Origin of the sequence: Candidatus Poriferisocius sp., from assembly GCF_965204015.1 — a bacterium.
Taxonomy (GTDB): domain Bacteria; phylum Actinomycetota; class Acidimicrobiia; order Acidimicrobiales; family Bin134; genus Poriferisocius.
In genome coordinates this window covers 3,529,667-3,552,472 of record NZ_OZ241965.1, presented here as the reverse complement: position 1 = coordinate 3,552,472, position 22,806 = coordinate 3,529,667, and the positions used below count along the sequence as shown (strand labels likewise).

General features: G+C 64.4%; 14 protein-coding genes. 4 read left to right on the top strand and 10 right to left on the bottom strand.

All coding sequences use genetic code 11. From position 1 onward, the window contains the following. Positions 1-88 precede the first annotated feature (88 nt). From ACOGJC_RS16020 to ACOGJC_RS16010, 3 genes are read left to right on the top strand one after another with little or no spacing between them, the layout of a single operon-like run. A complete protein-coding gene (locus ACOGJC_RS16020; RefSeq protein ID WP_419845997.1) occupies positions 89-3,349 on the top strand; it encodes a helicase-related protein in 3,261 nt (1,086 codons plus the stop codon). After that, positions 3,346-6,132: a DUF1156 domain-containing protein gene (locus ACOGJC_RS16015; RefSeq protein ID WP_419845996.1), complete on the top strand. Its 2,787-nt coding sequence runs from the start codon at positions 3,346-3,348 to the stop codon at positions 6,130-6,132. The genes ACOGJC_RS16020 and ACOGJC_RS16015 overlap by 4 nt, the downstream gene beginning before the upstream one ends. Continuing rightward, positions 6,129-9,050 carry a DUF499 domain-containing protein gene (locus ACOGJC_RS16010; RefSeq protein WP_419845995.1) on the top strand — a complete coding sequence of 974 codons (2,922 nt, stop codon included), beginning with the start codon at positions 6,129-6,131 and terminating at the stop codon, positions 9,048-9,050. Before ACOGJC_RS16015 ends, ACOGJC_RS16010 begins: the two co-directional genes overlap by 4 nt. Before the next feature lie 246 nt (positions 9,051-9,296). Here the strand turns inward: ACOGJC_RS16010 and ACOGJC_RS16005 are convergent, their stop codons facing one another. The 3 genes from ACOGJC_RS16005 to ACOGJC_RS15995 form a co-directional block, all read right to left on the bottom strand. Further along, positions 9,297-9,839, bottom strand: a complete 543-nt coding sequence (locus ACOGJC_RS16005; protein ID WP_419845994.1) for a hypothetical protein — start codon at positions 9,837-9,839, stop codon at positions 9,297-9,299. Positions 9,840-9,928: 89 nt separating this feature from the next. Beyond that, the gene (locus tag ACOGJC_RS16000) at positions 9,929-11,038 is read right to left on the bottom strand and encodes an acyl-CoA dehydrogenase family protein (protein WP_419845993.1); all 1,110 of its coding nucleotides are present in this window, start codon (positions 11,036-11,038) and stop codon (positions 9,929-9,931) included. Between the two features lie 11 nt (positions 11,039-11,049). Then, positions 11,050-12,237 (bottom strand): acyl-CoA dehydrogenase family protein, encoded by a 1,188-nt coding sequence (locus tag ACOGJC_RS15995; protein ID WP_419845992.1) that lies wholly within the window; start codon positions 12,235-12,237, stop codon positions 11,050-11,052. A gap of 78 nt (positions 12,238-12,315) precedes the next feature. On the opposite strand from ACOGJC_RS15995, the gene coaE reads away from it, so the two are divergent. Then, positions 12,316-12,927, top strand: a complete 612-nt coding sequence (gene coaE, locus ACOGJC_RS15990) for a dephospho-CoA kinase (protein WP_419845991.1) — start codon at positions 12,316-12,318, stop codon at positions 12,925-12,927. A 10-nt stretch (positions 12,928-12,937) separates the two neighbouring features. On the opposite strand, the gene ACOGJC_RS15985 is transcribed toward coaE, so the two are convergent. The 7 genes from ACOGJC_RS15985 to gcvP form a co-directional block, all read right to left on the bottom strand. After that, a complete protein-coding gene (locus ACOGJC_RS15985) occupies positions 12,938-14,140 on the bottom strand; it encodes an acyl-CoA dehydrogenase family protein (protein ID WP_419845990.1) in 1,203 nt (400 codons plus the stop codon). 33 nt (positions 14,141-14,173) lie between these two features. Continuing rightward, positions 14,174-15,418 (bottom strand): ABC transporter permease, encoded by a 1,245-nt coding sequence (locus ACOGJC_RS15980; protein ID WP_419845989.1) that lies wholly within the window; start codon positions 15,416-15,418, stop codon positions 14,174-14,176. A gap of 1 nt (position 15,419) precedes the next feature. Then, a complete protein-coding gene (locus ACOGJC_RS15975) occupies positions 15,420-16,157 on the bottom strand; it encodes an ABC transporter ATP-binding protein (RefSeq protein ID WP_419845988.1) in 738 nt (245 codons plus the stop codon). Between the two features lie 45 nt (positions 16,158-16,202). Further along, complete coding sequence (locus tag ACOGJC_RS15970) at positions 16,203-18,098, bottom strand: peptidoglycan-binding protein (RefSeq protein ID WP_419845987.1); 1,896 nt, start codon at positions 18,096-18,098, stop codon at positions 16,203-16,205. Beyond that, positions 18,095-18,934, bottom strand: coding sequence for an amidohydrolase family protein (locus tag ACOGJC_RS15965; RefSeq protein WP_419845986.1), 840 nt, complete (start codon positions 18,932-18,934; stop codon positions 18,095-18,097). The genes ACOGJC_RS15970 and ACOGJC_RS15965 overlap by 4 nt, the downstream gene beginning before the upstream one ends. 2 nt (positions 18,935-18,936) lie before the next feature. Beyond that, a complete protein-coding gene (locus ACOGJC_RS15960) occupies positions 18,937-19,737 on the bottom strand; it encodes a crotonase/enoyl-CoA hydratase family protein (RefSeq protein WP_419845985.1) in 801 nt (266 codons plus the stop codon). A gap of 103 nt (positions 19,738-19,840) precedes the next feature. Next, entirely contained in the window at positions 19,841-22,786 is a 2,946-nt protein-coding gene (gene gcvP / locus ACOGJC_RS15955; RefSeq protein WP_419845984.1) for an aminomethyl-transferring glycine dehydrogenase, read from the bottom strand. Positions 22,787-22,806: the final 20 nt, after the last annotated feature.

The following is a 22,806-nucleotide window of genomic DNA, read 5'->3' as shown; positions in this document are numbered from 1 at the left end:
AGGGTCGGAGTGTCGCCGGAGGCCGCCAAATGGCCAGCCGACAAGTCTGTTGACGGCGGCATGTCTGGATGCCGTGCTGATGTGGGCGATGAATGAGGCGGAGGGGCAGGTGAACTTCGGGGACGGCGACCGGGTGTTCCTACCGGGCGAAGACAAGGTTGTCACGGTCGAAATGGCGAAGTCTCGGCCAGATGGCGGTGTGAGCCTCTTTGTGCTTGACAGCGGCGAGTACCGCCCCGTTGAGCTGAATGCGGTCGAAGCGGGTGAGGTCGTCCTTTTCAAGGCGGATGGCGGCGCGGATCCGGAGCGCACGCTTGCCGCCCTTTGGAGCCAGTGGATGATGCAGGAGGCCGAGAGCGATTTGGGGACAGCCCTCGGATCAGCGCCGCTGATGCAGTACCTCCACCAGCACCAAGCGGTCTATGGGGCGATGCTCCCGCAGCCGATGCTTCGCTTCTTGCTCGCCGACGAGCCGGGTACCGGAAAGACCATCATGGCTGGCCTCTACCTCACTGAGGCGAGCCGGCTCGGGATTGTGAACCGCGCGCTCGTCGTGTGTCCAGCACACCTTGTGGGTAAATGGCAGGATGACTTCTCCCGTTTCTTCGGGGTTGAGTTGCGGCGCATCACCAATGACACGGTGCGCGAACGTGTCCTTGAGTCCAGCCCTTACCCGTTCTGGGTCGTGTCGCTTCACCTCGCGTCATCCAACCCGCAGGTGAGAGAAGCGGTTGATCCCGACGTAGCCGGATGGGATCTCGTCGTCGCGGACGAGGCCCACAGGCTGACCCCCACGGCGACCACGTATTTCCAAGTGGGGCTCACGGTTGTCGCCAAAGCGCCTCGTGCACTGTTGATGACCGCGACTCCTCATCGGGGGTCTGAGTGGCTTTTCCGATCGCTCATGCACCTCACCGACCCGAGAGTATTCCCGCTGCCCTCGGAACCTCGCGACGGAGGAGGCCTGCAGCGGCTTCGCCCCGGATCGGTGCATTTTTTGCGCAGGATGAAGGAGGGGCTCGTCGACATAGATGGCGTCACTCCTCTGTTCAAAAGGAGGACTGCGCACAACATCCAAGTGCCGCTGAACCTCCCGGAGAAGGTCATCTACGACCAGGCCCAGGCCCTGGTCGACGACTACTTCCCCGCCAACGCCGTCGGATTGGGCCGAATGGTGTACGGCAAGCGTGCCGCGTCGTCCCTTTACGCGTTGCGTGAGACGCTGCGGCGCCGAAGCGCAAGGATGGGCACTCCCGAACATCCTGACGAAACCGAAGGGGTCAGCGAGGAAGATGCAGACGAGCGTGAACTGGTCAGGATTGCACATATCGAGTCGCGTTCCGCTCGTCAAGAACGCCGCGAGATCGCAGAGCTAGTGGAACTTATTGACCGGGAGATGGCAAAGACAGAGGTCCCGGTGTCGAAGTGGCCGCGCCTCAAGCGAGAGGTCCTGGAGCCGCACAAAGTCACCCCTGGTGGCGACAATCAGCTGGTCGTGTTCACGGAGTACGCCGACACGGCCCAGTGGTTGTTGGAGCGATTCCGAGAATACGGGTACAGCACCGAGATGTACTCAGGAAGGCAGACGCATGCCGAGCGAGAAGATATCCGCGCCCGGTTCATAGCGGGCGCGTTCCAAGTGATCGTCTCCACCGACGCCGGCAACGAGGGAATCGACCTCCAGTCGGCCCGGGTGCTGGTCAACTGGGACGTCCCCTGGTCGCTGGTGACTTTGGAGCAGCGCCTCGGGCGCATCCATCGGGTTGGGCAGACCGACGATGTCGACCTGTTTAACCTCATTGCCATAGACACCCGCGAGGGTGACGCCCATGCGACCCTTCTCGACAACCTCGTGGCGGCTGCCAACGAACTCGACGGCAAGATCTTCGACAGCCTTGCCCTAGTGGGCGAGCTTCTCTTATCGCATTCTGCGGGTGTCGACAGGCTCGAAGAGCTGCTGTCATCCCTCTACCAACCCGGGGCTGACAGCGAGGCGGTCCACTCTGCGATCCGGGCCATGACCAGAGAGCGCTTCCGTCAGCAACACGAAACCATCCGCAAAGAGGAGCAATCTCTCGAGACAATGGTCGACATCGGCAGTGCCATTGCCAGCGCCAACCAACAGCGGCTCAACGGGATCAACCCGGATGTCGTGGAGCGCTACTTGAACCGGCTCAATGACGCTGGGCTGATCCACCTCACGCTTCCTGCTGCGGCCGATCGCGGCCTGTTCCACATAGGACCTGATGAACTTGCCCAGCCCGTCGGCAAAGCGGGGAGGGCCCTTGTCGCAACCAGCGGCGGCGCCAAACGGGACGCCGTCCGGCAGGGAGCGACTTCGGCCGAGCAGGCCATCACACTCGGACCCAATGACAAGGCATTCCGTGACCTCGTGGCCCAAGCCAGCGAGAAACTGCAACCCGCGCTATACCAAGGTGGGTCGCTCAACGACCCCCACGCCATCACGGACTATCGGCTGTTCTCCTTCGCACTAACGGTCAACCAAGGGCGGACATCCGCGCAGCCTCTAAATTGGAGGCGCCAAAATACCTGGTCCTACCTCGTGAAGATCGACGCCACCGGTACCCGGACCGTCCCCTGGGAAACCCTCGCTAACCTTAAGGCCTGCGAGACGGCAGCGAAGGAGAACCAGCATCCCGGCGACCTCACCAATGCCGAGGCGCAAGCTCTCCATGAAGCCGAGAAGGACGAGAAAGCGAGGCGCGCCGAGCTTGACGCGTGGTTGACCCAAGCAAGCATCCAACTGCAGAAACTCCCCAACGACGTCACGGACGGCATGGACGACCCCGAAGAAAGCGCCGCCGCACGACGCAGCGTTGAAATAGCCGTCAAAGAACGCATTGAAGCTCTCAAAGCGTCAACAGACTTCGAAGTGGGCAAAATCGAGCTGGTCGGGTGGGCACATGTAACGGCGACCGCTACTCCAGACGCCGCTGGCGAGGACCCCGACTCCGAGATCGTCGCGATGCGCCACGTCACCTCATTGCTGAATGCTGACGGGTGGCGTGTAGCCGACGTCCATAACGAGAAGCTGGGCTACGACCTCAAGGCAACGAGAGGCTCGAAGTACAGAGCCGTCGAGGTCAAAGGCATCAAGAGTTCCGCAGCGACGACCGGGATCAAGGTGACCGGCGCGGAACTGGCAACAGCCGGGATACTAGGTTCGGACTACTGGCTCTACGTCGTCGACAACTGCGCAGACGGCACCGGTCAGCTCTTCCACGCGTGGCCCGACCCCGCAGCCAAATTCGCCGACGCCGCCCGGGACATCGCTGAACTGCGCATCAACGGTTCAGTCCTCACAGAGGCCAAAGAGGATTCGGGGTGACCACCGCACCGCGCATGATCGAGCGCTGGTTCCCCTGCGAAGAGGTGTCCGCCAACTCGACGAAGGGCTGGGGCTCCGGAAACAGCGAGGCCAACCTGTTCACCTGGTTCGCCAAACGCCCTTTGGCGCAAGCCAAGGCAGCGGTGATCACAAGTCTCCTCCCCTGGCCGGAAGACCCTGCTGAGCAGCGACGCCTCCAAGCCCTAGTTCGCTCAGCCCTCCCCTACCACGACGACCCCGACGGCCGGGACGCCGCCCACGACGAACTCGTCGCGGAGCTAGAAAAGTACTTTCCTGAAGGGGCCACGATGCTGGACCCATTCTCCGGCCGGGCAATGATCCCCCTAGAAGCAGCCCGCCTCGGAGTAAGGGCAACCGGAATCGACTACTCGCCTGTCGCGACCCTCGCCGGCAAACTCCTAGCTGACTACCCGCTCAGAAACTGGGACGACGAGCCGCCTCTCACGTTTGACGGGACTGACCTGCCCGGCGACCAACTCGATCTTGATGCAGTTGGCCAGCAACGGCTGCTAAGAGATGTCGAGGCGGTGCTCCGAATTGTCGGCGACCGCTATGAAGAGTCAATGGACGAGTTCTACCCGAAGGTCGATGGGAAACGACCGTGGGGGTACCTCTGGGCCGTTACCCTTCCGTGCGAGGAATGCAGCAATCGATTCCCGCTCACAGGCTCCCTGGTCCTCCGCCACCCTCTGCCCAAGAACAATGACCCGGGACAGTCGTACCGCATAACTGCTGATCCCGACACAGGCAGCTTCGACGTCATAGTCCATGACGGACCGCCAAACGCCTCGCCGACGCTGGTGACCGTCCAAGGGCGCCGGGGTAAGTCGGCCGTGTGCCCGTTCCCGAACTGCCACCATGTCCATCCGATCGACGTCCACACCAGGCTTATGCAGGATGGTCTCGCGGAAGATCGCCTCCTAATCGCTGCCGATCTCGATGATGAATTCGCCAAGGTATTCCGTACTCCGACAATTGAAGAATACGAAGCCGCAGTCGCCGCCAACGCTGCGCTTGCCGACGAGAAGGGGTTCGCCCCCGGTCTACCAGCTGTGCCATCAGAGGAGATTCCTGCCGGCAATCACCACACGGTGCGGCCATCGAAGTACGGCTACAAGACCTATGGGGAACTCTGCAACGGCCGCCAAACCCTCGGGTTCATCCGACTATGTCGCATTATCGCCGACATCGGGGAACAAATGAGACAGGCGGAGGCAAGTGACGAATATGCCTCCGCCCTGCCCGCATACGCGGCGTCAGTAATTGTGCGGCGGTTGCGCCAATCCACCAGGGGAGCACGCTTGCAAGCCAGGAGGGGGGGCAATGCCCATCCTGGAGATCTTTTTGTCAACGAATCTTGCATCGGGTTTGGCTATGACCACTTCGAGACGGGGCCAGGCTTAGGGCCAGGTACCTGGCGATCGCTTGCCAAGGACTCGTTGAGAACACTTAGAGGCCAGCTTGAGCGAGCTGGCGGTACACCGGCCCGCATAGAGCGAGGGTCTGCACTCGCACTGCCCCTCAAGGACGGCTCTCTAGACGCAGTCGTGACGGATCCTCCCTACAACGCGATGATCGACTACACCGACGCTTCCGATCTGTTCTACGTCTGGCTCAAGAGAGCGCTGCACACCACTCAGCCAGCCCTCACCATTTCCGCCCACCCCGCCGGAGTGCAGGAGAAAGCAGAAGAAATAATCATCAAGGATTCCTTCAAGGCGGCCGACGATCACCGCACTCCTGAGTTCTACAACGAAAAGCTCGCAGCTGCCTTTGCCGAAGCACGTCGCGTGATTTCACCCGGTGGTGTCGTCACGATCGTGTTCGGCCACAACGATCCCGACGTCTGGCGCGGCCTGCTGCAGATCATCACCGACGCCGGGCTGGTGCTTACGGGTACTTGGCCCGCTCTCACGGAGAAAGGTGGCGGGACCGGCTCTGCGAACATTGTCACCACCATGACCCTCGCATGCCGGGCCGCGCCCGAAAATCGCCCCGACGGGCGGAGCAGCATCGTCGCCGCGGCTGTCCGCGAGGAGGTGGGCCAGCGCATTCCCCTGTGGGAACAGGCCGGCCTCGCTCTTCCAGACCAGCAGATGGCTGCCTACGGGCCAGCCATGGAGATCGTCGGCCGCTACCACCAGATACTCAACAACAAGGCCGAAGCCGAGCCGCCCGAGAAGTTCCTGCTGATTGCCCGACAAGCGGTAGAGGACGCGGCTGACATCCGAATTGATGGGTTGCCTCTCGGTACGTTCGACGTCCGCACCCGCTTCGCCCTTTCTTGGGTGCGCCAGCACCGGCGCCAAGTCTCCGATGCCGCCCAAGAGCGGTGGCAGCGCCTTACCGCCCAGGCGGTGGCCGGCACCGAGCTCGACTTGGACGGCATCGTGGTCAAAGCAAAGAGCGGCGTCCGGCTCGCCTACGGTTCCGAGATCGACACGACCGCCAACCGGGACACCTCGATCATCGACGTGGTGTTCGCGCTGGCCCGAGCGGGCAAGAGCAGCACCGCAGCCGCCGAAATCCTCGACGCGACCGGCCGCGCCAATGACGAGTACCTGTGGTCGGCAGTCGGCGAGATGGCCCGTCAACTGGCCGAAGCCGACGCCGACGGCGAGGTTTACACCTGGCAGACGCGGCATAAGAGGGAGATCGCGAATGCCGCCTCAAACGCTGCGACGACCAGGGCCGCAGAAGAACGGCAAGAAAAGGCAGCGGGGTATCAGTCTTCGATCTTCGAGCAGGGAGCACACCAATGACGACGAAGCTGACACCGTGGTGGAACGAGCTCCGCCTCAGAGACGAGCTTGTGGCGGCATCGGGGACGATAGGCGACATCCAGATGAGCCTTAGGGGAGTTGCCTACGGCTCCGCCGGTGACCATCCGGTCTACCGTTCGGTCGACTACTTCGGCGAGATCACTCACCCGTCGCCGAGCCTGCGCCGCATCGCAGCTGACATAGCTTTGCGCCTTGGCGGCCGCGACGGACAGGCCGCGTCGGCGAAACCGGTTTGGCGGTTCGACCAGGGGATGGGCGGCGGAAAATCGCACGCCTTGGTCGCCCTGTGGCACCTGGGAACCGACCCGGTTGGATTCGCCGGAACCGAGCTCGGTGTGCAGATCATTACAGAGGCCGAGAAGCTGGCCGGCAGCGGCACATTGGACCCCGGTCTTGGCGATCCGGTCGTGGTGGCCCTGCCCGGCGACTGGATGGACCCCAGCCGGCCCGAGCCAGAGATGTTTGGCGGCGCCCGGACGCTTAGGGAGAAGTTCTTGTTCCGCCTCTATGAGGGCGACCACGACAGGTGGGTCGCCGATAAGGACACGATCAGCTACACGGACGCTTTGCGCGCCGCTGGGCGGCCCGTGCTGATCCTGTTCGACGAAGTGATGCACTATGTCCGAGCTTCCACGTCGGCCGGGGCGACAGAGCAGGCCGTCAAAGACCAGGCGTTCCTCGTGGAGATGATGCGAGACACCAACGAGGTGGCGCACTGCGTCGCTGTGATGGTGATGATCGACTCGGCGAAAGACCCCATAGCCCTCTCCTCGTTCGGCGCACAGTGCCGAGATGAACTGGAGGCCGAATCCGCCCGCGGAGAGGTCACCACCGACGCGGTCACCTCGCCCAACGACTTCGCCAGCATCATCAGGCGGCGCCTGTTCAAGGCCGCGCCGAAACCGGAGACGATCGCTGCAACGACCGAGGCATTCACCAAGACGATGCAGGACGACGTTTGGCACAAAGAAGTGTTCAGCCGCCTGAGAGGGCCGTTCGCCGACGACTACGCCGCGCAGGTGGACCGCAGCTACCCGTTCCACCCAGCGCTCATCCACCTCGCCGAGCAGGAATGGTCTCATGTGGCCGGCTTCCAGCGCGTCCGCTCGACTATCCGCGTCTTCGCCTCCACCGTGTACGCCCACCTGCGCCGCCTCGCAGACGCAGCAGGCCTGTCCGTCGAAGTCGCCCAAGAGAACTCTGGCGGCCTAAACGACGGGGCGTGGGCCCCTCTGCTCATCGGACCCGGCGACCTTGTGCTTTCCGACCCCGACGTACGCGAAGCGCTCCTCGACTCCGGCCTCGTCATCGACACCACCACAGTGCAGAACTATCGCCAGGTCATCGCGACCGACATCGTCGACGAAGACGACGCCAGCGGCAACGCCCGGGCCATCGACGAGAACGCTGGCAGCGACCCCGCACGGGCAATCAACCCTCGGGCGGCCGAAAGGGCTGCGACCGCAGCGCTGCTCTACTCGCTAAGCGACCGTCCGCAGGGCGGCCAGGGCGGCTCCGTTCCGGAAGTGCTGGCCGCAAGCCATATTCCGGACCTGTCCTACGGGTACGGCGACGCCGAAATAGTCCTTGAGTTGCTCAAGGACCCCCAAATCGGCCTCGGGTCTCTAGAGCAGATCCCCGGGAAGGGCGGGCAGCCACCCCGCCTCTACATGTCGACCAAGAAGACCTTTGGCATGTTCTTGCGCGACTCCAAGAACGCAGTTACCGACGCGCAGCGAGCTGACGAGCTCCGGCGCCGCAGCGATCAACTGGCCGTCTCTGGGCCCTTCTCGATCAGGCTCTTCGTTGAGCAGCCTGACAATGACGCAACTCCGCTCGAAACGATCGCCGCCGCGTCATTCGACGAAGCCCGCAAGAATCGGCTAGTGATCCTCGACCCTTGCGTGTTCTCACTGCTGAACGGCGACGACCGCGACACACGCCAAGCAATCGAAGCCGCCATGGGCCTTGGCGACAGCAAGCTCGCCGTCAACTGGGCCTCCTCAGCCGTGTTCGCCGTCGTCAACACCCATCGGCGCCGTAACGCCCTCACCGCTGCAGGGGAATACCTCGCGGCCGCACGTGTCGCGTCCCGCGACGCAGTAAAGAAAGACCCTGATCTGAAGGCACAGGCTGACGAAGAACTCGAACGCGCCTCCAAAGCCGCAGACAAACAGGTCCGAGCTGCCTACCAACACGTGGTATGGCTTGCCGAAACCGGCGACGCCGGGCGGGCCTGGGCGGATCACCGTTTTGAGGGCGACCTCGAAACAGCGCTCAACGGATCACACGTGTGGAAGGTACTGGAGGCAGCCGACAAAGCATTTGGCATCGGCGAATTCACCGTCAAAGCGCTCCTCCACAACCTAGACGAACGCGACTACGGCAAACCTCTATCCCACCTGCGCGATGACTTTTGGCGAGTCCCCCGACTCCCGCTGCTACCCAACGGCGAAAGCGACCTCCGCAACGCGATTTGGGACGCCATCCGAGCAGACGACATTGAAATTGTCGACAACGAAAACAACCCCCGTGAGGCCTACAGTGCATCCGAAATCAACCTCTCCTCCGACATTCAGCGACTCCGCCTCAAAACCCAAGATCAGCAAGACAAGCCGACTGGCGACGCAGACAACGATCGACAGCAAAGCGAGGACGACGAAGAGTATCGCCCCGATGGGGAGAAAAGGGTAACGATTTCCGCCACGGTCGCGGTTGACGCAGGCAACCGGGATGCCATCAGGGTGATGCTCGACGCCCTCCGCAACAGCATCCAAGACGGCGATTTGTCATGGCTACAGCTATCTATGTCGGCCACCATGTCACCCGAAGCTGCAAACGACATCGAAGCGAAAGCCCAAGCATCGGGGATGAACGCCAACATCACTGACCAATAGCCAGCACGCCTTGTCCCGGTTAAGTGGAAAAATCACTATTGCCGCCGAAAAGAAGTAAGCGGTGGTGCCAACGATTCAGTTGATACCTTGTTAGCATCGCTAACTGAAGCGCCAATCACCCGTATGGTCCGCGGTCAGAAGAGAGTCGGCACGTATGTGTTTTCCTCGTCGAGATTTGAAGTTGAATGCCTGGGCGACCTTCTGTATCGCTCGGACTTATTGAGGATTGCCTGGACTAGAAGATGGTTAGCCTTTAGCAGTCTCCTGGACCCCAGAGAGGGATGCGGAGTTGGAATCAAGTTGTTGATGAGAGAGTTCAAGTCGCTGCATTCTTGCATTACGAAGCAAGACAATGAACAGCAAGACACTTATTCCGGCACTTATCCATAACGCAAGGGCATAGCTGTCACTGAAGACTATCCCACCATCAGAATTTGCAATTGCGGAGTTATAATCTGATGTAGTCATCCAACTAGACAGAATAAACGTGATACCAAGTGGAAGGAACATCGAAATTACTCTGTTTACGTCCCCGTGATAATCGTAGACCTCTAAGCGGTCTAACTTCAAACATCTTGCAATCCGCGGGCAGTACTTCACTATGGTTGCCCAGAATAGAAGCACGAATCCCCCAGCAAGTACTGCTATAGAAGCTATCCGAAAAGGAGATGTGGGGTCGCCAAAAATATTGGGGTAACGTGAGATCTGATGTATAACAATGGACATTGTTGTGGCGAAGGATATCGAGGCAAATGTTTCAACATAGCGTTGAGGCGGCGGCGTTTCCATAGAACACAGTCTACGGGTGATGACCGATTAGAGTCAGCGACCCAAATGTATTGAATGAGCCCTTACTATTGAACCGCCATACCGCAGGTTTAGCTGGCTGCTAAGCGCGCTCCCAAGGTACGAAGCTGCTGGGTGCCGGCGCCCAGGGAACACTCGATGTGCTTGTTCCACAGGGTGTAGCGGTGGAGGGGATAGTCGACGCTCACCCCCATGCCGCCGTGGACGTGCTGGGTGGCGTGGGCCACGTCGTGGGCCCAGTGCGAGGCGTACCACTTGGCGATGGGCAACCGCACTGACGCGTCGTTGCCCTCGCTCAGGTCGTAGAGCACCGCACAGGTGCAGAGCCGCACTGCCTCAACGTGCATGAACTGGTCGGCCAACCGCTGGGTGACCGCCTGGAAGGTGGCCACCGGGCGGCCGAACTGCTCTCGTACCGAGGTGTACTCGGCCGCCAAGCGCAGCGCTCGGTCGACCACGCCCACCTGGGTGGCGCACAACAGGGCCACCGCCCGGTCGGCTAGCCACTGCACTGAGGCGCCGTCGGCCGCGCCCACCGGCTCGCACGGGACGCCGTAGAAGCTCACCTGGTGTACAGGCTGGAGCCGGGTGGACATGCCCGCCTCCGTGGTAACCCCGGGATCGGACAGGTCGACCAGGAACAGCCCGGTGCCGCTGATTATGCCGTTGTCGGTGCCGTCGTCGAGTCCGGCCACCACCACGATCTTGGACGACTCGGCGGCGAACTCCACCACCTCCTTGGTGCCCACCATCTTGCCGTCCACCACCCGGGCCATCGGACTGGTGATGTCGTCGTTCAGGTACTCCTGGAGGCCGGCGGTCAACACGTTGGACCCATCGGCGCAGCCGGGCAGTTCCCGTTGGCGCTGCTCATCGCTACCGAAGGCGTCCACCGCCAGCGCGGCCAGCATCCCGCTCCACAGCGGCACCGGCGCCACATGGCGCCCTTGGGCCTCCAACACCTGGCCGACGGCGATCAGATCCAGGCCTCCGCCGCCAACGTCCTCGCTCAGGCCGATGCCCACCAGCCCGGCAGCGGCCAGCTCGGCGTAGACATCCCGATCGAACCACTCGTCGGCGGCCTCGATCTCCATGAGCCGCTCCATGTCGAGCCGGTCGCCCATGATCCGGTTGGCCAGCTCGGCAACCGCTTCCTGCTCTTCGCTCAATGTGAAATCCATGGCTCGACCTCCTACTTGCGGCGCTTCTCGCGGGGCAGGCCGAGGCCGGCCATGCCGATGATGTCCCGCTGGATCTCGTTGGTACCGCCGCCGAACGTCAGAATCCAGCAGCCCCGGTAGGACTCCTCCATCCGGCTGGAGAAATCAGCGTGGGGGGATCCCTTCTTGAGGTGGCCGGTGGCCCCGACCACCTCGGTCAGCCCGGAGTAGATGAGGTGCATCGACTCCGAGCCCCACACCTTGATGGTGGAGGCCAGCGCCGGGCTCACGTTGTTGCCCACGGTGGACTCGTAGGCCACCTTCCAGTTCAACAGATCGAGGAACTCCACCCGGGCCCGGCACTCGGCCAGCTTGACCTGCACCCACTCTTGGTCGATCACCCGGCGGCCGTCGGGCAGCTTGGCCTCTTTGGCCCACTCCACTGCTTGATTGACCAGGTTGGCGATGCCCCCGGAGGCGCACAGCGACACCCGCTCGTGGTTGAGCTGGTTGGTGATGAGGCCCCAGCCCCCGTTCACCTCGCCCACCCGCAGCCAGTCGGGCACCCGCACGTTGTCGTAGAACGTCGACGTGGTGTGGGAGCCCCCCATGGTGATGAACGGCTGGATATCGAAACCGGGGTCGTCGGCGGGGGCCAAGAACATGGTGATGCCCTTGTGGGCGGGAGCATCGGGGTCGGTGCGGGCCGCCAGCCACACGTAGTCGGCGTCATAAGCCAGGCTGGTGAACTGCTTTTGGCCGTTGACGATCCACTCGTCGCCGTCGCGCACCGCCTTGGTCTTGAGGGCGGCCAGGTCGGTGCCCGCGGTGGGCTCGGAGTAGCCGATGGAGAAGTGCATCTCGCCGGCCAGGATCTTCTTCAAGAAGAAGTCCTTCTGGCGGTCGGTCCCGTACTCCCGGATGGTTGGGCCCACCGTGTTGATGGTGAGGAACGGGACCGGCACCTGGGCGGCCCAGGCCTCATTGAAGAAGATGTACTGCTCGATGGGGGTGAACCCCTTGCCGCCGTACTCGACGGGCCAGCCCACACCCAGCCAGCCGTCGCTCCCGATCTGGCGGATCAACGCCTTGTAGTCCTCGTTGGCCTCGGTCTCGGTGTGGCGGATCTTGGCCCTCACCTCATCGGTCATCAGGTTGGCGAAGTAGGTTCGCAGCTCCTGCTGGAGCTCAAGCTGATCATCGGTCAGTTCGACGCGCATGGGGTAAGTGTGCCAGCCCTCGTCGTCAGCGGACCACCCACTGCCCTCGGTTGCTGGGCTATGGGTAGCATTCGCGCTGTGCTGGTCGTGGGTCTCACTGGGGGGATTGGGGCGGGAAAGTCGACTGCGGCGGCGCGGTTTGGCGAATTGGGGGCGGTGGTGATCGATGTGGACGCCATTGGGCGGGAGGTTTTGGCTCCGGGCGGTAGGGCTGAGTCGGGGGTCGTTGACGCTTTCGGGCCTGGCATCTTGGGGGAGGATGGCCACATTGATCGGGGGAAGGTGGCGGCTGAGGTGTTTGGGCGGGCTGACCGGTTGGAGGCTCTGGAGGCGGTTAGCCATCCGGCCATCAATACGGAGTTGGACAGCAGGCTCCTAGAGCTCGCCGAGGCGGGAGAGGTGGATGTTGTGGTGCTGGATATGGCGGTGTTGACCGAGAGCCGACTGGGGCAGTTGGAATCGGGGCGGGGCTATACCCAGGTGGTGGTGGTGGAGGCCCCTGAGGAGGTGCGCTTGCCCCGACTTCTCGAACGGGGCCTCACCGAGGAACAGGCCCGGGCCCGCATGGCCAGCCAGGCCACTGATGATCAGCGCCGAGCAATCGCCGACCATGTGATTGTGAACGACGGCAGCCCCGAGGATCTGGCCTCGGCCGTCGACCAGGTGTGGGCTGAGCTGACCAAGGCCTAGGCCGAGCTGGTCAGGAGCGGGGGACTTCCTCCCAGGGTTGGCCCTTGAACGGGTCGGGCTCCTTGGGCAGGCCCAGTACACGCTCGCCGATGATGTTGCGCTGCACCTCGTTGGTGCCCCCGGCGATGGCCATGGCCGGGGCGCTGATGACCGCGCTGGCCCATTCGTCGGCGTCTTCGTCTTTGGCGTTCCAGGCTTGGCCCGACGGTCCGGCCAGCTCGATGGCCACATCGGAAGCCCGGCGGCTCAAGATGGCCGCGTTCAGCTTGGCGATGGAACCCTCCGGGCCGGGGGCCTTCCCCGATTCGACGGCTTGACGAATCCTCATGCCGATGAACTTTTGGATGCGCTCGCGGATGTAGAGGTCGGCAATGGCGTCGCGCACCACTGGGTCGTCGTCGCGGCCCCGTTGCCGGGCCTCCTCGATGAGCTTGGCGCTGCCCATCGACCGGGACATGGCCCCGCTGCCCCCGGCGCCAATGGCCACCCGCTCATACATCAGCATGGCCACAGCCACGTTCCAGCCGTTGCCCTCGCCCCCGACCAGACAGTCGTGGCCCACCCTGACGTCGGTCAGGTAGATCTCGTTGAAATGGGAGCTTCCGTTGATCTGGCGCAGCGGCCGAATGTCCACTCCGGGCAGTGACAGATCGACGATGAACATGGAGAGCCCCCGGTGTTTGGGCTGGGCCGGGTCGGTGCGGGCCACGCACAGGCCGTACTCGCAGTACTGGGCGCCCGATGTCCACACCTTTTGGCCGTTCAGCACCCACTGGTCGCCGTCGCGAATCGCCCGGGTGGCCAGTGAGGCCACATCGGAGCCGGCGCCGGGTTCGGAGAACATCTGGCACCACAGCTCATCGCACCGGATGATCCGGGCCTGGTGGCGGTCCTTTTGCTCATCGGTGCCGAAGTCGTTCATCACCGGCAGGCACATTCCGTGGGAGATGGCCGCGGGCACCAGGGGCGCCTGGTAGCGGGACAGCTCCTGGTTGAACACCTCGAGATAGCCCTTGTCGAGTCCCAGCCCGCCGTATTCCACCGGGTAGGTGATGCCCCCCAGCTCGGCGTCGGCCAGCGCCTGGTGGAATCGACGACACTCGGCGACCAGCGATTCCTCGGTCCACTCCACCGGAGGCTGGCTGTGGGGCACGGCATTGGCCTTGAGGAACTCTTTGGCCCGAGCTTGGAACTCCTCGTGGGTGATGGTCATGTCCAGAGACTAGGAAAGTGCGGCCGCGCCGACCTAGGCGGCCGGACGGACGGCTTCGGCGGGGTCCATGCGGGAGGCCCGCCATGAGGGGTACATCCCGGCCACCAGCCCCACGCCGACGGTTACCGCCAGCCCGATGGCGATGAACGAGACCTCGATGGTGAAGGGCCAATTCAGCACCTGGACGACCACGGCGACCACGCCCAGCCCGAGCCCGATGCCGATTACCCCGCCGAACGAGGTCAACAGCACCGACTCGATGAGGAATTGCGCGGCGATATGGGTTTTCTTGGCCCCCAAGGCTCGGCGTACCCCGATCTCGCCCCGGCGCTCCAGCACCGAGATCAGCATGATGTTGCCCACCCCGATGGCCCCCACCACGATGATGACCACCACCAGCAGGCTGAGCAGCGATTGGAAGTTCTCGCTGATGATCTCTCGGGCCTCCAGGTCAAGCGACGACACCGAGACCTCGCCGGGGGCCTCGGGGTTGGCCTGTCGGGGGAGGAGCCCCCGGACCTGCTCGATCACGTCGAGATCAGCCTGCACCCAGATGCGCTCGGGGTTCTCGTCGGCGTCGTAGAGCTCTTCGGCCACGGAGAATCCAATGAGCGCGGCCCGGTTCAACGTCAGCCCCTGGCTGATGGTGAAGGGTTCCAGCACCCCGATCACCGCGAATTCGTGTCCGGAGATGTGGACGGTGGGATTGGCGTAGAGCAGGTCGAAGCCCAGGACGTCGGCGGTGTCGGACCCGAGGACCACGGTGGGGACCTGCACCGTGACCCCATCATGGAATCGGCCGTGGGCCACTCCGCCCCTCAGCATGGGGAGCAAGTCCAAGTCGTCTTCCTCCACGGCGAACAGTCGGATGCCCCCCGTTTCAACCTCGGGGATCAAGTCGGTCTTGCGCATGGTGGCCGGAACCCGGCGAATGGATGCCACCGTATCCACCAGGTTCCGCATGTGGGTGTCGATGGCCGCGGCGGCGCCCGGCAGCAGTTCGGGGTCGTCGGCGAAGGACGTGCCGGGGGTCAGCTCCAACACGTCGATGCCCTGTTCCAGCAGATCGCGCTGGGCGTCGGCCTCCCCAGAGTTGATGATGCCCACCAGGGCGATGAGCGAGGCCACGCCAATGGCGATGCCGATGGCGGCCATGGTGGTTCGGCCCTTGCGAGTCCGCAGCCCCAGCGTGCCCAGCGACAGGGTGTCGCGGACTCGCAGCTTGCTGCGGGAAGGGCCCGGGGGAGCATTTGAGATTCGCCGCTTTCGGCGCGCCATCTCAGGCCTCCGCCGAGGGGTCGTTGTCAGCTTCGGGGTTGAGCGAATCCACGCCCGAATCGTGGCTGATGCGGCCGTCGAGAATGGCCACCGACCGGGGCATGCGATCGGCCAGCTCCCGGTCGTGGGTGATGATCACGATGGTGGAACCGGCCCGGTTCAGCTCCAAGAACAGCTCCACGATCTCCTCGGTGTTCTGCGAGTCGAGGTTGCCGGTGGGCTCATCGGCCAGCACGATGGCCGGGTCGCCCAGTAGCGCCCGGGCGATGGCCACCCGCTGGCGCTCACCGCCGGAGAGCTTGCCGGGCCGCTGCGTCATTCGGTGGCCGAGACCGACTCGTTCCAGCACCTCGCGGGCCATCTGGCGTCTCCACCGGAGGCTGAGGCCCTGATAGAGATTGCCGGTGGCCACGTTGTCGAGGGCCGACAGCCCCTCCAGCAGGTGGAACTGCTGAAACACGAAGCCGATGCGGTGGCCCCGCACCCCGGCCACCTCGCGGTCGGCCAGGTCGGAGAGCCTTTGGCCGTCCACGACAACCTCGCCGGAGCTGGGGCGGTCCAAGGCCCCCATGATGTTCAACATGGTGCTCTTGCCTGAGCCCGAGGGGCCGACCACGGCCACCAGCTCGCCAGCCCGAATAATGAGGTCGACGCCGTCTAGGGCCTTAATTGGCGGCGAGCCCGGATAGTGCTTGACCACCTGGTGCAGCTCCAGCACCTTGCGGGGCTCAATCTTCATCAGGACTCGCCTCTAGTTGCTGTACGGCTCGGGGCCGTACCGGCGTCAGGGGATGCGCACCAAGTCGCCCACTTCGAGGTCGCCGGCGGTGATCTGGACGAAGGCATCGACGAACGTGCCCACCTCAACGGGCACCAAAGTTAGCGACCCGTTTTCGACCACCTCTACCGCGAAACCACCGTTCACCGTGGCGATCAGCGCCGATGCGGGCACCACCAGGGCGTCGGGGGTGACCTGTTTGGTGATGGTCCAGTTGACCGGAGCGGCGTCGAATCGGGCCGAAGCCTCCTCGTCCAACAAGATGATGATGACCTCGATGGTGGGGTCGGCCAACCCGCCGGTCTGCGCGTTGGGCAGCCGCTTGGCCACCCGGGCCACCTCCGACACCACGCCCGGGCTGACCCGGCCGTCGGGCAGCTCTACTTCCACCTCGTCCAGCTCGTTCACGATCTCGGCGTCGCCGGGATCGATGTTGCTGACGATCTCCTGGTACTGACCGGTGATGGAGAACGCGGCGGCTTGGGGGCCCAATTGCTGGCCCTCCGACACATTCACCGCCGAGATGCGGAAGGGCTCCTCGATGAACACCACGAAGCCCATGTCGATGATGCCGGTCTCGTCGACGCCCAGGCGGTTCTGCCACTCCTGCACCACATCTTCGGTGACCGGTGTGAAGTTCTCGTTGACCGTCATCTCCTCCCAGCCGGGAATCTGCATGTCGGCCAGCGCCTGCTCGAGTTGCTGGACGTCGGGTCCGTCTTCCATCTGGCTCTGGAAGGGCCGGTACATGGGGCGTTCTCCCCGCAGCAGGACAACCGGATAGCTGTTCACCTCGAAGAGGGTGGCGCCCACATCGAGAACCTCGCCCTCTTCGGGCAGGAGACCGGTGACGATCCCCGAGGTGTTGGTGAACATCGGTTCAGGGTCGCCGAAGCCGAGGGTGCCGGTGAACTCTTCGGTGTCGATCAGGTCGCGTCGTACTACTTCGGCGGTGTTCAGCTCTTCGGTGTCGCGCTGGATCCTGTCGGCGACCGAGGAAGAGACCGTAGGCGTGGTCACGCCATCGGTCCTCGGCGCGGGGATCTGGGTGCTGGTGGCGCTTTGGGTGCTGGTGGCGCTCTGGGTGCTGGTGGCGCTCTGGGTGGCTGCTGTGGTTGCCGGCGTCGATGGGGTCGGGGTTTCGGTCGGCGGAGCGGCGGCCAGGTTGGGCTCTGCTCCCCCAAATACCGGCAGACACACCCTCAACGCCGCCTGGACATCGTCGGACAAGCCGTCGCCGCCGCCTTCGCCTTGTCCGGGGAAACCGGTGTTGGGATATTGGCCGAAGTCGGGATCGGGGAATTCGTCCAGGCCCCGGTCGCGCATGCACTTGGAGAACTCCAGCGCGTTCGCCTCCTGCTCCGCCTGCTGGACGTTGGTGTCCTGCTGGGGGGCCAAGGCGATGAGCTCGCTGAAGACGCTGGCACAGGTCTGGAGGGCCGGAGCCAGGCCCGGCTGGGTGAAGCTCACCCCGGCCTCCTGCAAAGCGGCGATGAACGAGGCCTGGTCGACGATCTGGGAGCTGTCGATATCGGGGAAGTCGGGGAATCCCTCGTCGCGGATGCAGCGGGAGAAGTCCACGAAGGCCTCGTCGCGCATTCTCAGCAGCTCTTCTTCAGTCGGCTCGGTGTCGGTGTCGGCCTGGGCGGGAACAAGCTCGGCCATCGGTTCGTCGGGCTGGGTCTCAGCCGGGGTTGGCGCAGGGGTGGGCGCCGCGGGCGGATTGGCCACGTTCTCCAGGGCCTCGAACAGGCCGTCGGGCATTACCTCGCTCAGATCGGTGGTTACGACGCTGGCGGAATCGCTTTCCGGCGCGGTTCCGCATGCACCGGCCGTCAAGGCAAGAGCCACAAGGGCCCCGGCGAACCACGTCGAGCGTTTGAGTTGTGGTTGATGATTCATGGTGTGTCCAGTCCAAATAATCGGCGGGCGTTACCGCCGGCTACTGCTGCTTTGTCGTCATCTGAGAGATCGGACTCCAAGAGCTGGCCCAGGATGTGGCTGATGCGCTGGCCCAGCGGCCAGGAGTACAAGTCGGTTCCATAGACATAGCGGTGGGGGCCGTGTTGGCGCACGTGATTGGCAATGAAGTCGAAATTGTACGAAAGGCTGGTGTCAAACACCAGATTGGGGTAGGTGGCGGCCAGGTGGCCGCAGTGTTTGGTGCCCTCGTGAGTGGAGTAGCCGTCGAGCACCAGCATGGTGAGGTCGGGGTGCCAGGAGGCGAGCTGGCCCACCTTCCACAGCGATTCCTCGGCACTCTCATCCAGCGCATGGACCACCGGCAACAGGCCCAGCTCGCCCATGGCCCCCACATAGGTGTTCACCCAGTGGTTGTCGATGCTCACTCCCTGAAAGCGGGTGTGAAAGCTCATGCCCACCAGCCCCAGGGGCCCCGCAGCCCGCTCCAACTCGACCAGGCTTACGTCGCCGTCGCGGGGCTCCACGATGCCGATGGCCACCGGGAAGCGGTCGGGATTGGCGTCGCGATAGGCGGCAATCTGATCGTTCACCGCCTGGGTGTCGGCGTGGCCGTTGGGCCGCAGATAGCCGTGGCCGGGGATGACCGCGGCCTGGTCGATGCCGCCGGAATCCATGATCTCGAGGCGCTTCGCCAGCTCCAGCGCGGCATAGGCCTCGGGATCGGGGGCTTCTTCGGGGGGCAGGCCCAGCGCCCCCGAGGCATCGCCCACATGGTGGTGGACGTCGAAGACCGATATGCCCGACGAGGCGCTCATCGCTACCTCCGCTTGAACTCCGGCTTTCGCTTCTGGCTGAAGGCCAGCGGCCCCTCTTTGGCGTCATCGCTCTGGAACACCTTCCAGCCGTACTCGAACTCGTGGGCCAGAGCCTCTTCTTCGGTCATGCCGTCGGTCTCGTGCAGGGTGCGCAATATGGCCTCCACGGCCAGCGGGCCGTTCTCGCAGATGACCGCCGCGATCTCTTTGGCCTTGGCCAGGGCTTGGCCGTCGGGCACCACATGACCGACCAGCCCGATGTCTTTGGCCTCGGCCGCGGTGATGTGCTTGCCGGTCAGCAGGATCTCGGCCGCGACGGTGTAGGGGATCTGGCGGCGAAGGCGCACCGCCGATCCGCCCATCGGGTAGAGCGACCATCGGGCTTCGGAGACCCCGAACCGGGCGCTCTCGCCGGCCACCCGGATGTCCATGGCCTGAAGGATCTCGGTGCCTCCGGCGATGGCCACGCCCTCCACCGCGGCGATGATCGGCTTGGTGGGCCGGTAACTGCGCAAGAGCGCTTTCCAGTGGAGTTCGGGGTCGGCGGCTTGGCGGGCGGCCACATCAATCTCGGGGTCGGCGTTGCCAGCGTCGCCGCTCATGGCCTTGAGATCGGCCCCCGAGCTGAAGTTGCCCCCCGCGCCGGTGACGATGATGCAGCGGATGTCGTCGTTGTTGTCCGCCTCCTCGTAGGCGTCCAACATCCGCACCATCATCGCCCCCGACAGGGCGTTGTACCGCTCGGGGCGGTTCATGGTGATGATGATGGACTGGCCTTCGCGTTCCACGATTGCGTCGGGCACCGGTCGAACTCCTTTGCTGGATCTTGGGCTGCAAAGTCGCGCAGCCCCCGCAAACTAGTGGGCCAGTGGGGAAATGGGCGAAACGACCGGCCTTCGGCGGGCTTCAGTCGTCGAGGGCTTGAAGGTCCTCGATTGGCGGGCAGGCGCAGAACACGTTCTTGTCGCCGTGGGCGCCGTCGATGCGGCCGACCGGAGGCCAGTACTTGCGTTCCACCACTTCGGGAAGGGCGAAAACGGCTTGCTCCCGGCTGTAGGGGCGATCCCAGCCGTCGTCGGCGATGGCTGCCGCGGTGTGGGGGGCACGGCGCAATGGGCTGTCGTCCATGGCGATCAGCCCGTCGGCCACCTGGTCGATTTCGGCTCTGATGGCGGTCATCGCGGCCACGAAGCGGTCGAGCTCCGCCTTGGACTCCGACTCGGTGGGCTCGACCATCAGGGTGCCGGCCACCGGGAACGACACGGTGGGGGCATGGAAGCCGAAGTCGATCAGCCGCTTGGCCACGTCTTCCACGGTGACTCCGGTCTGGGCGTGCAGCGGGCGCACATCGATGATGCACTCGTGGGCCACCAAGCCGTTCTCGCCGGTGTAGAGCACGGGAAACAGGCCGTCGAGGCGGGCAGCCAGGTAGTTGGCGCTGAGCAGGGCCACCCCGGTGGCTTTGGTCAGCCCCTCGGCGCCCATGGCGGCGATGTAGGCCCAGGAGATGGGCAGGATTCCGGCCGATCCCCAGGGAGCGGCCGAGACTGCGCCCACCCCGGTGGCAGGCCCGGCGTCGGCCACCACCGGGTGGTTGGGCAAATAGGGGGCCAAGTGCTCTCCGACCGCCACCGGGCCCACCCCCGGCCCGCCGCCGCCGTGGGGGATGCAGAACGTCTTGTGGAGGTTCAGGTGGGACACGTCGGCGCCGAACTGGCCGGGCTGGGCCACTCCCACCAGGGCATTCAGGTTGGCCCCGTCCAGATACACCTGCCCTCCGTAGGAGTGGATCAGGTCGCACACCTCGGTCACGGTGGCCTCGTACACGCCGTGGGTGGACGGATAGGTGATCATCAGGGCGCTGAGCACGTCGCCGTGCTCGACCACTCTGGCCTTCAGGTCGTCCATGTCCACGTTGCCGTCGTCGTCGCACTTGACCACCACAACCTTCATGCCGGCCATGACCGCGCTGGCTGCGTTGGTTCCGTGGGCCGAGGCGGGGATCAGGCAGATGTTCCGCTGGGTCTCGCCCCGGGCGGCGTGATAGCCCCGGATAGCCAACAGCCCGGCGAGCTCCCCCTGAGAGCCGGCATTGGGCTGGAGCGACACGGCGGCGTAGCCGGTGATGGTCACCAGCATCTCCTCTAGCTCAGCGATCATCGCCCGGTAGCCCTCGGTCTGCTCCGACGGGGCGAACGGATGAATTGCCGCGAACTCGGGCCAGCTCACCGGCTCCATCTGGGTGGTGGCATTGAGCTTCATGGTGCACGACCCCAGCGGGATCATGGTGCGGTCCAACGCCAGATCCTTGGAGGCCAAGTGGCGCAGATAGCGCAGCATCTCGGTTTCGCTGTGGTAGCGGTGGAAGGTCGGGTGGGTCAGATAGTCGCTGGCCCGAATGCTGTCGGGAGGAAGGGCGTCGACGGGGAGGGCATCGGGGATCTCGGCATCGAGGGCGTCGAAGTCTCCGATGTCGGCCGCGATGCCGAAGGCCCGCCACAGGGCGGCCACCGTGGCCCGGGTGGTGGTCTCATCCAGCGAGAATCCCACGGTGTCGTCGTCCACCGGCCGCAGATTCAGCCCCTCGGCCACAGCGGCGGCCATGACCTCGGCGGCTCGACCCGGCACTCGTACGGTGACCGTGTCGAAGAAGTGCTCAGCGGCCAGTTCGTAGCCGGACTGCACCAGGCGGGCGGCCGCGATGGCCGTCAGGCGGTGAACCCGCCGGGCGATGCGGGCCAACCCCTCGGGGCCGTGGTAGACGGCGTACATGGCGGCCATCACCGCCAGCAGCACCTGGGCGGTGCAGATATTGCTGGTGGCCCGCTCCCGGCGGATGTGCTGCTCTCGGGTCTGGAGGGTCAACCGGTAGGCCACCGCCCCGGCATCGTCGATGGACACGCCGGCCAGGCGGCCGGGCAGCGACCGCATGGCCGACTCCGGCACCGCGATGAACCCGGCGTGGGGGCCGCCGAAGCCCAGGGGCACCCCGAACCGCTGCGACGATCCCACCACCACATCGGCCCCCAGCTCGCCGGGCGGGGTCAAAAGGCACAGCGCCAACAGGTCGGTGGCCACCGCTACCAGGGCGTTCACGTTGTGGGCCGCGGCGATGATCCCGCTCAGGTCGCCGATGCGCCCCGAGCTTCCGGGGTACGACACCAGTATTCCGAACGCCCCGTCGGCGAGCTCCTCGATGTTGGCCTGCTCAAGGTCGGCCACCACCACTTCAATGCCCAGCGGTTCCGCCCGGGTGGCTACCACGTCGATGGTCTGGGGGTGGGTGTCGGCGTCGACGATGAACCGGTCGTCGGGGGCTTTGCGGTTGAGCCGCCGTAACAGCGTCATGGCCTCGGCCGCCGCGGTGCCCTCGTCCAGCAACGAGGCGTTGGCCATGCCCATGGCACACAGGTCCGAAACCATGGTCTGGAAGTTGATCAGGGCCTCCAAACGGCCCTGGGAGATCTCCGGTTGGTAGGGGGTGTAGGCGGTGTACCAGGCCGGGTTTTCCAGCACATTGCGGCGGATCACCGCTGGGGTGATGGTGTCGTAGTAGCCCATGCCGATCAGCGAGGTGGCCACCGTGTTGCGGTCGGCGAGTGCCCGCAGCGCCTCGGTGGTGGCCGCCTCACTCATCCCCGGCGGCAGCTCCAAAGGGCTGTTGGAGCGGATGTTGGACGGAACGGCGGCGTCCACCAACCCCTCCAGGCTGTCGAAACCCAGCTCGGCCAGCATGGCGGCCTGGTCTTCGGGAGCAGGGCCGATGTGGCGGGCTTGGAACTCGTCGGGGTTCTCTAGAGCTACCAGGCTGTTAGGGGGAGGGGTTACTGAGCGCGCGGTCGGCACTGACACGGTGGTCTAGCTTACCGGCG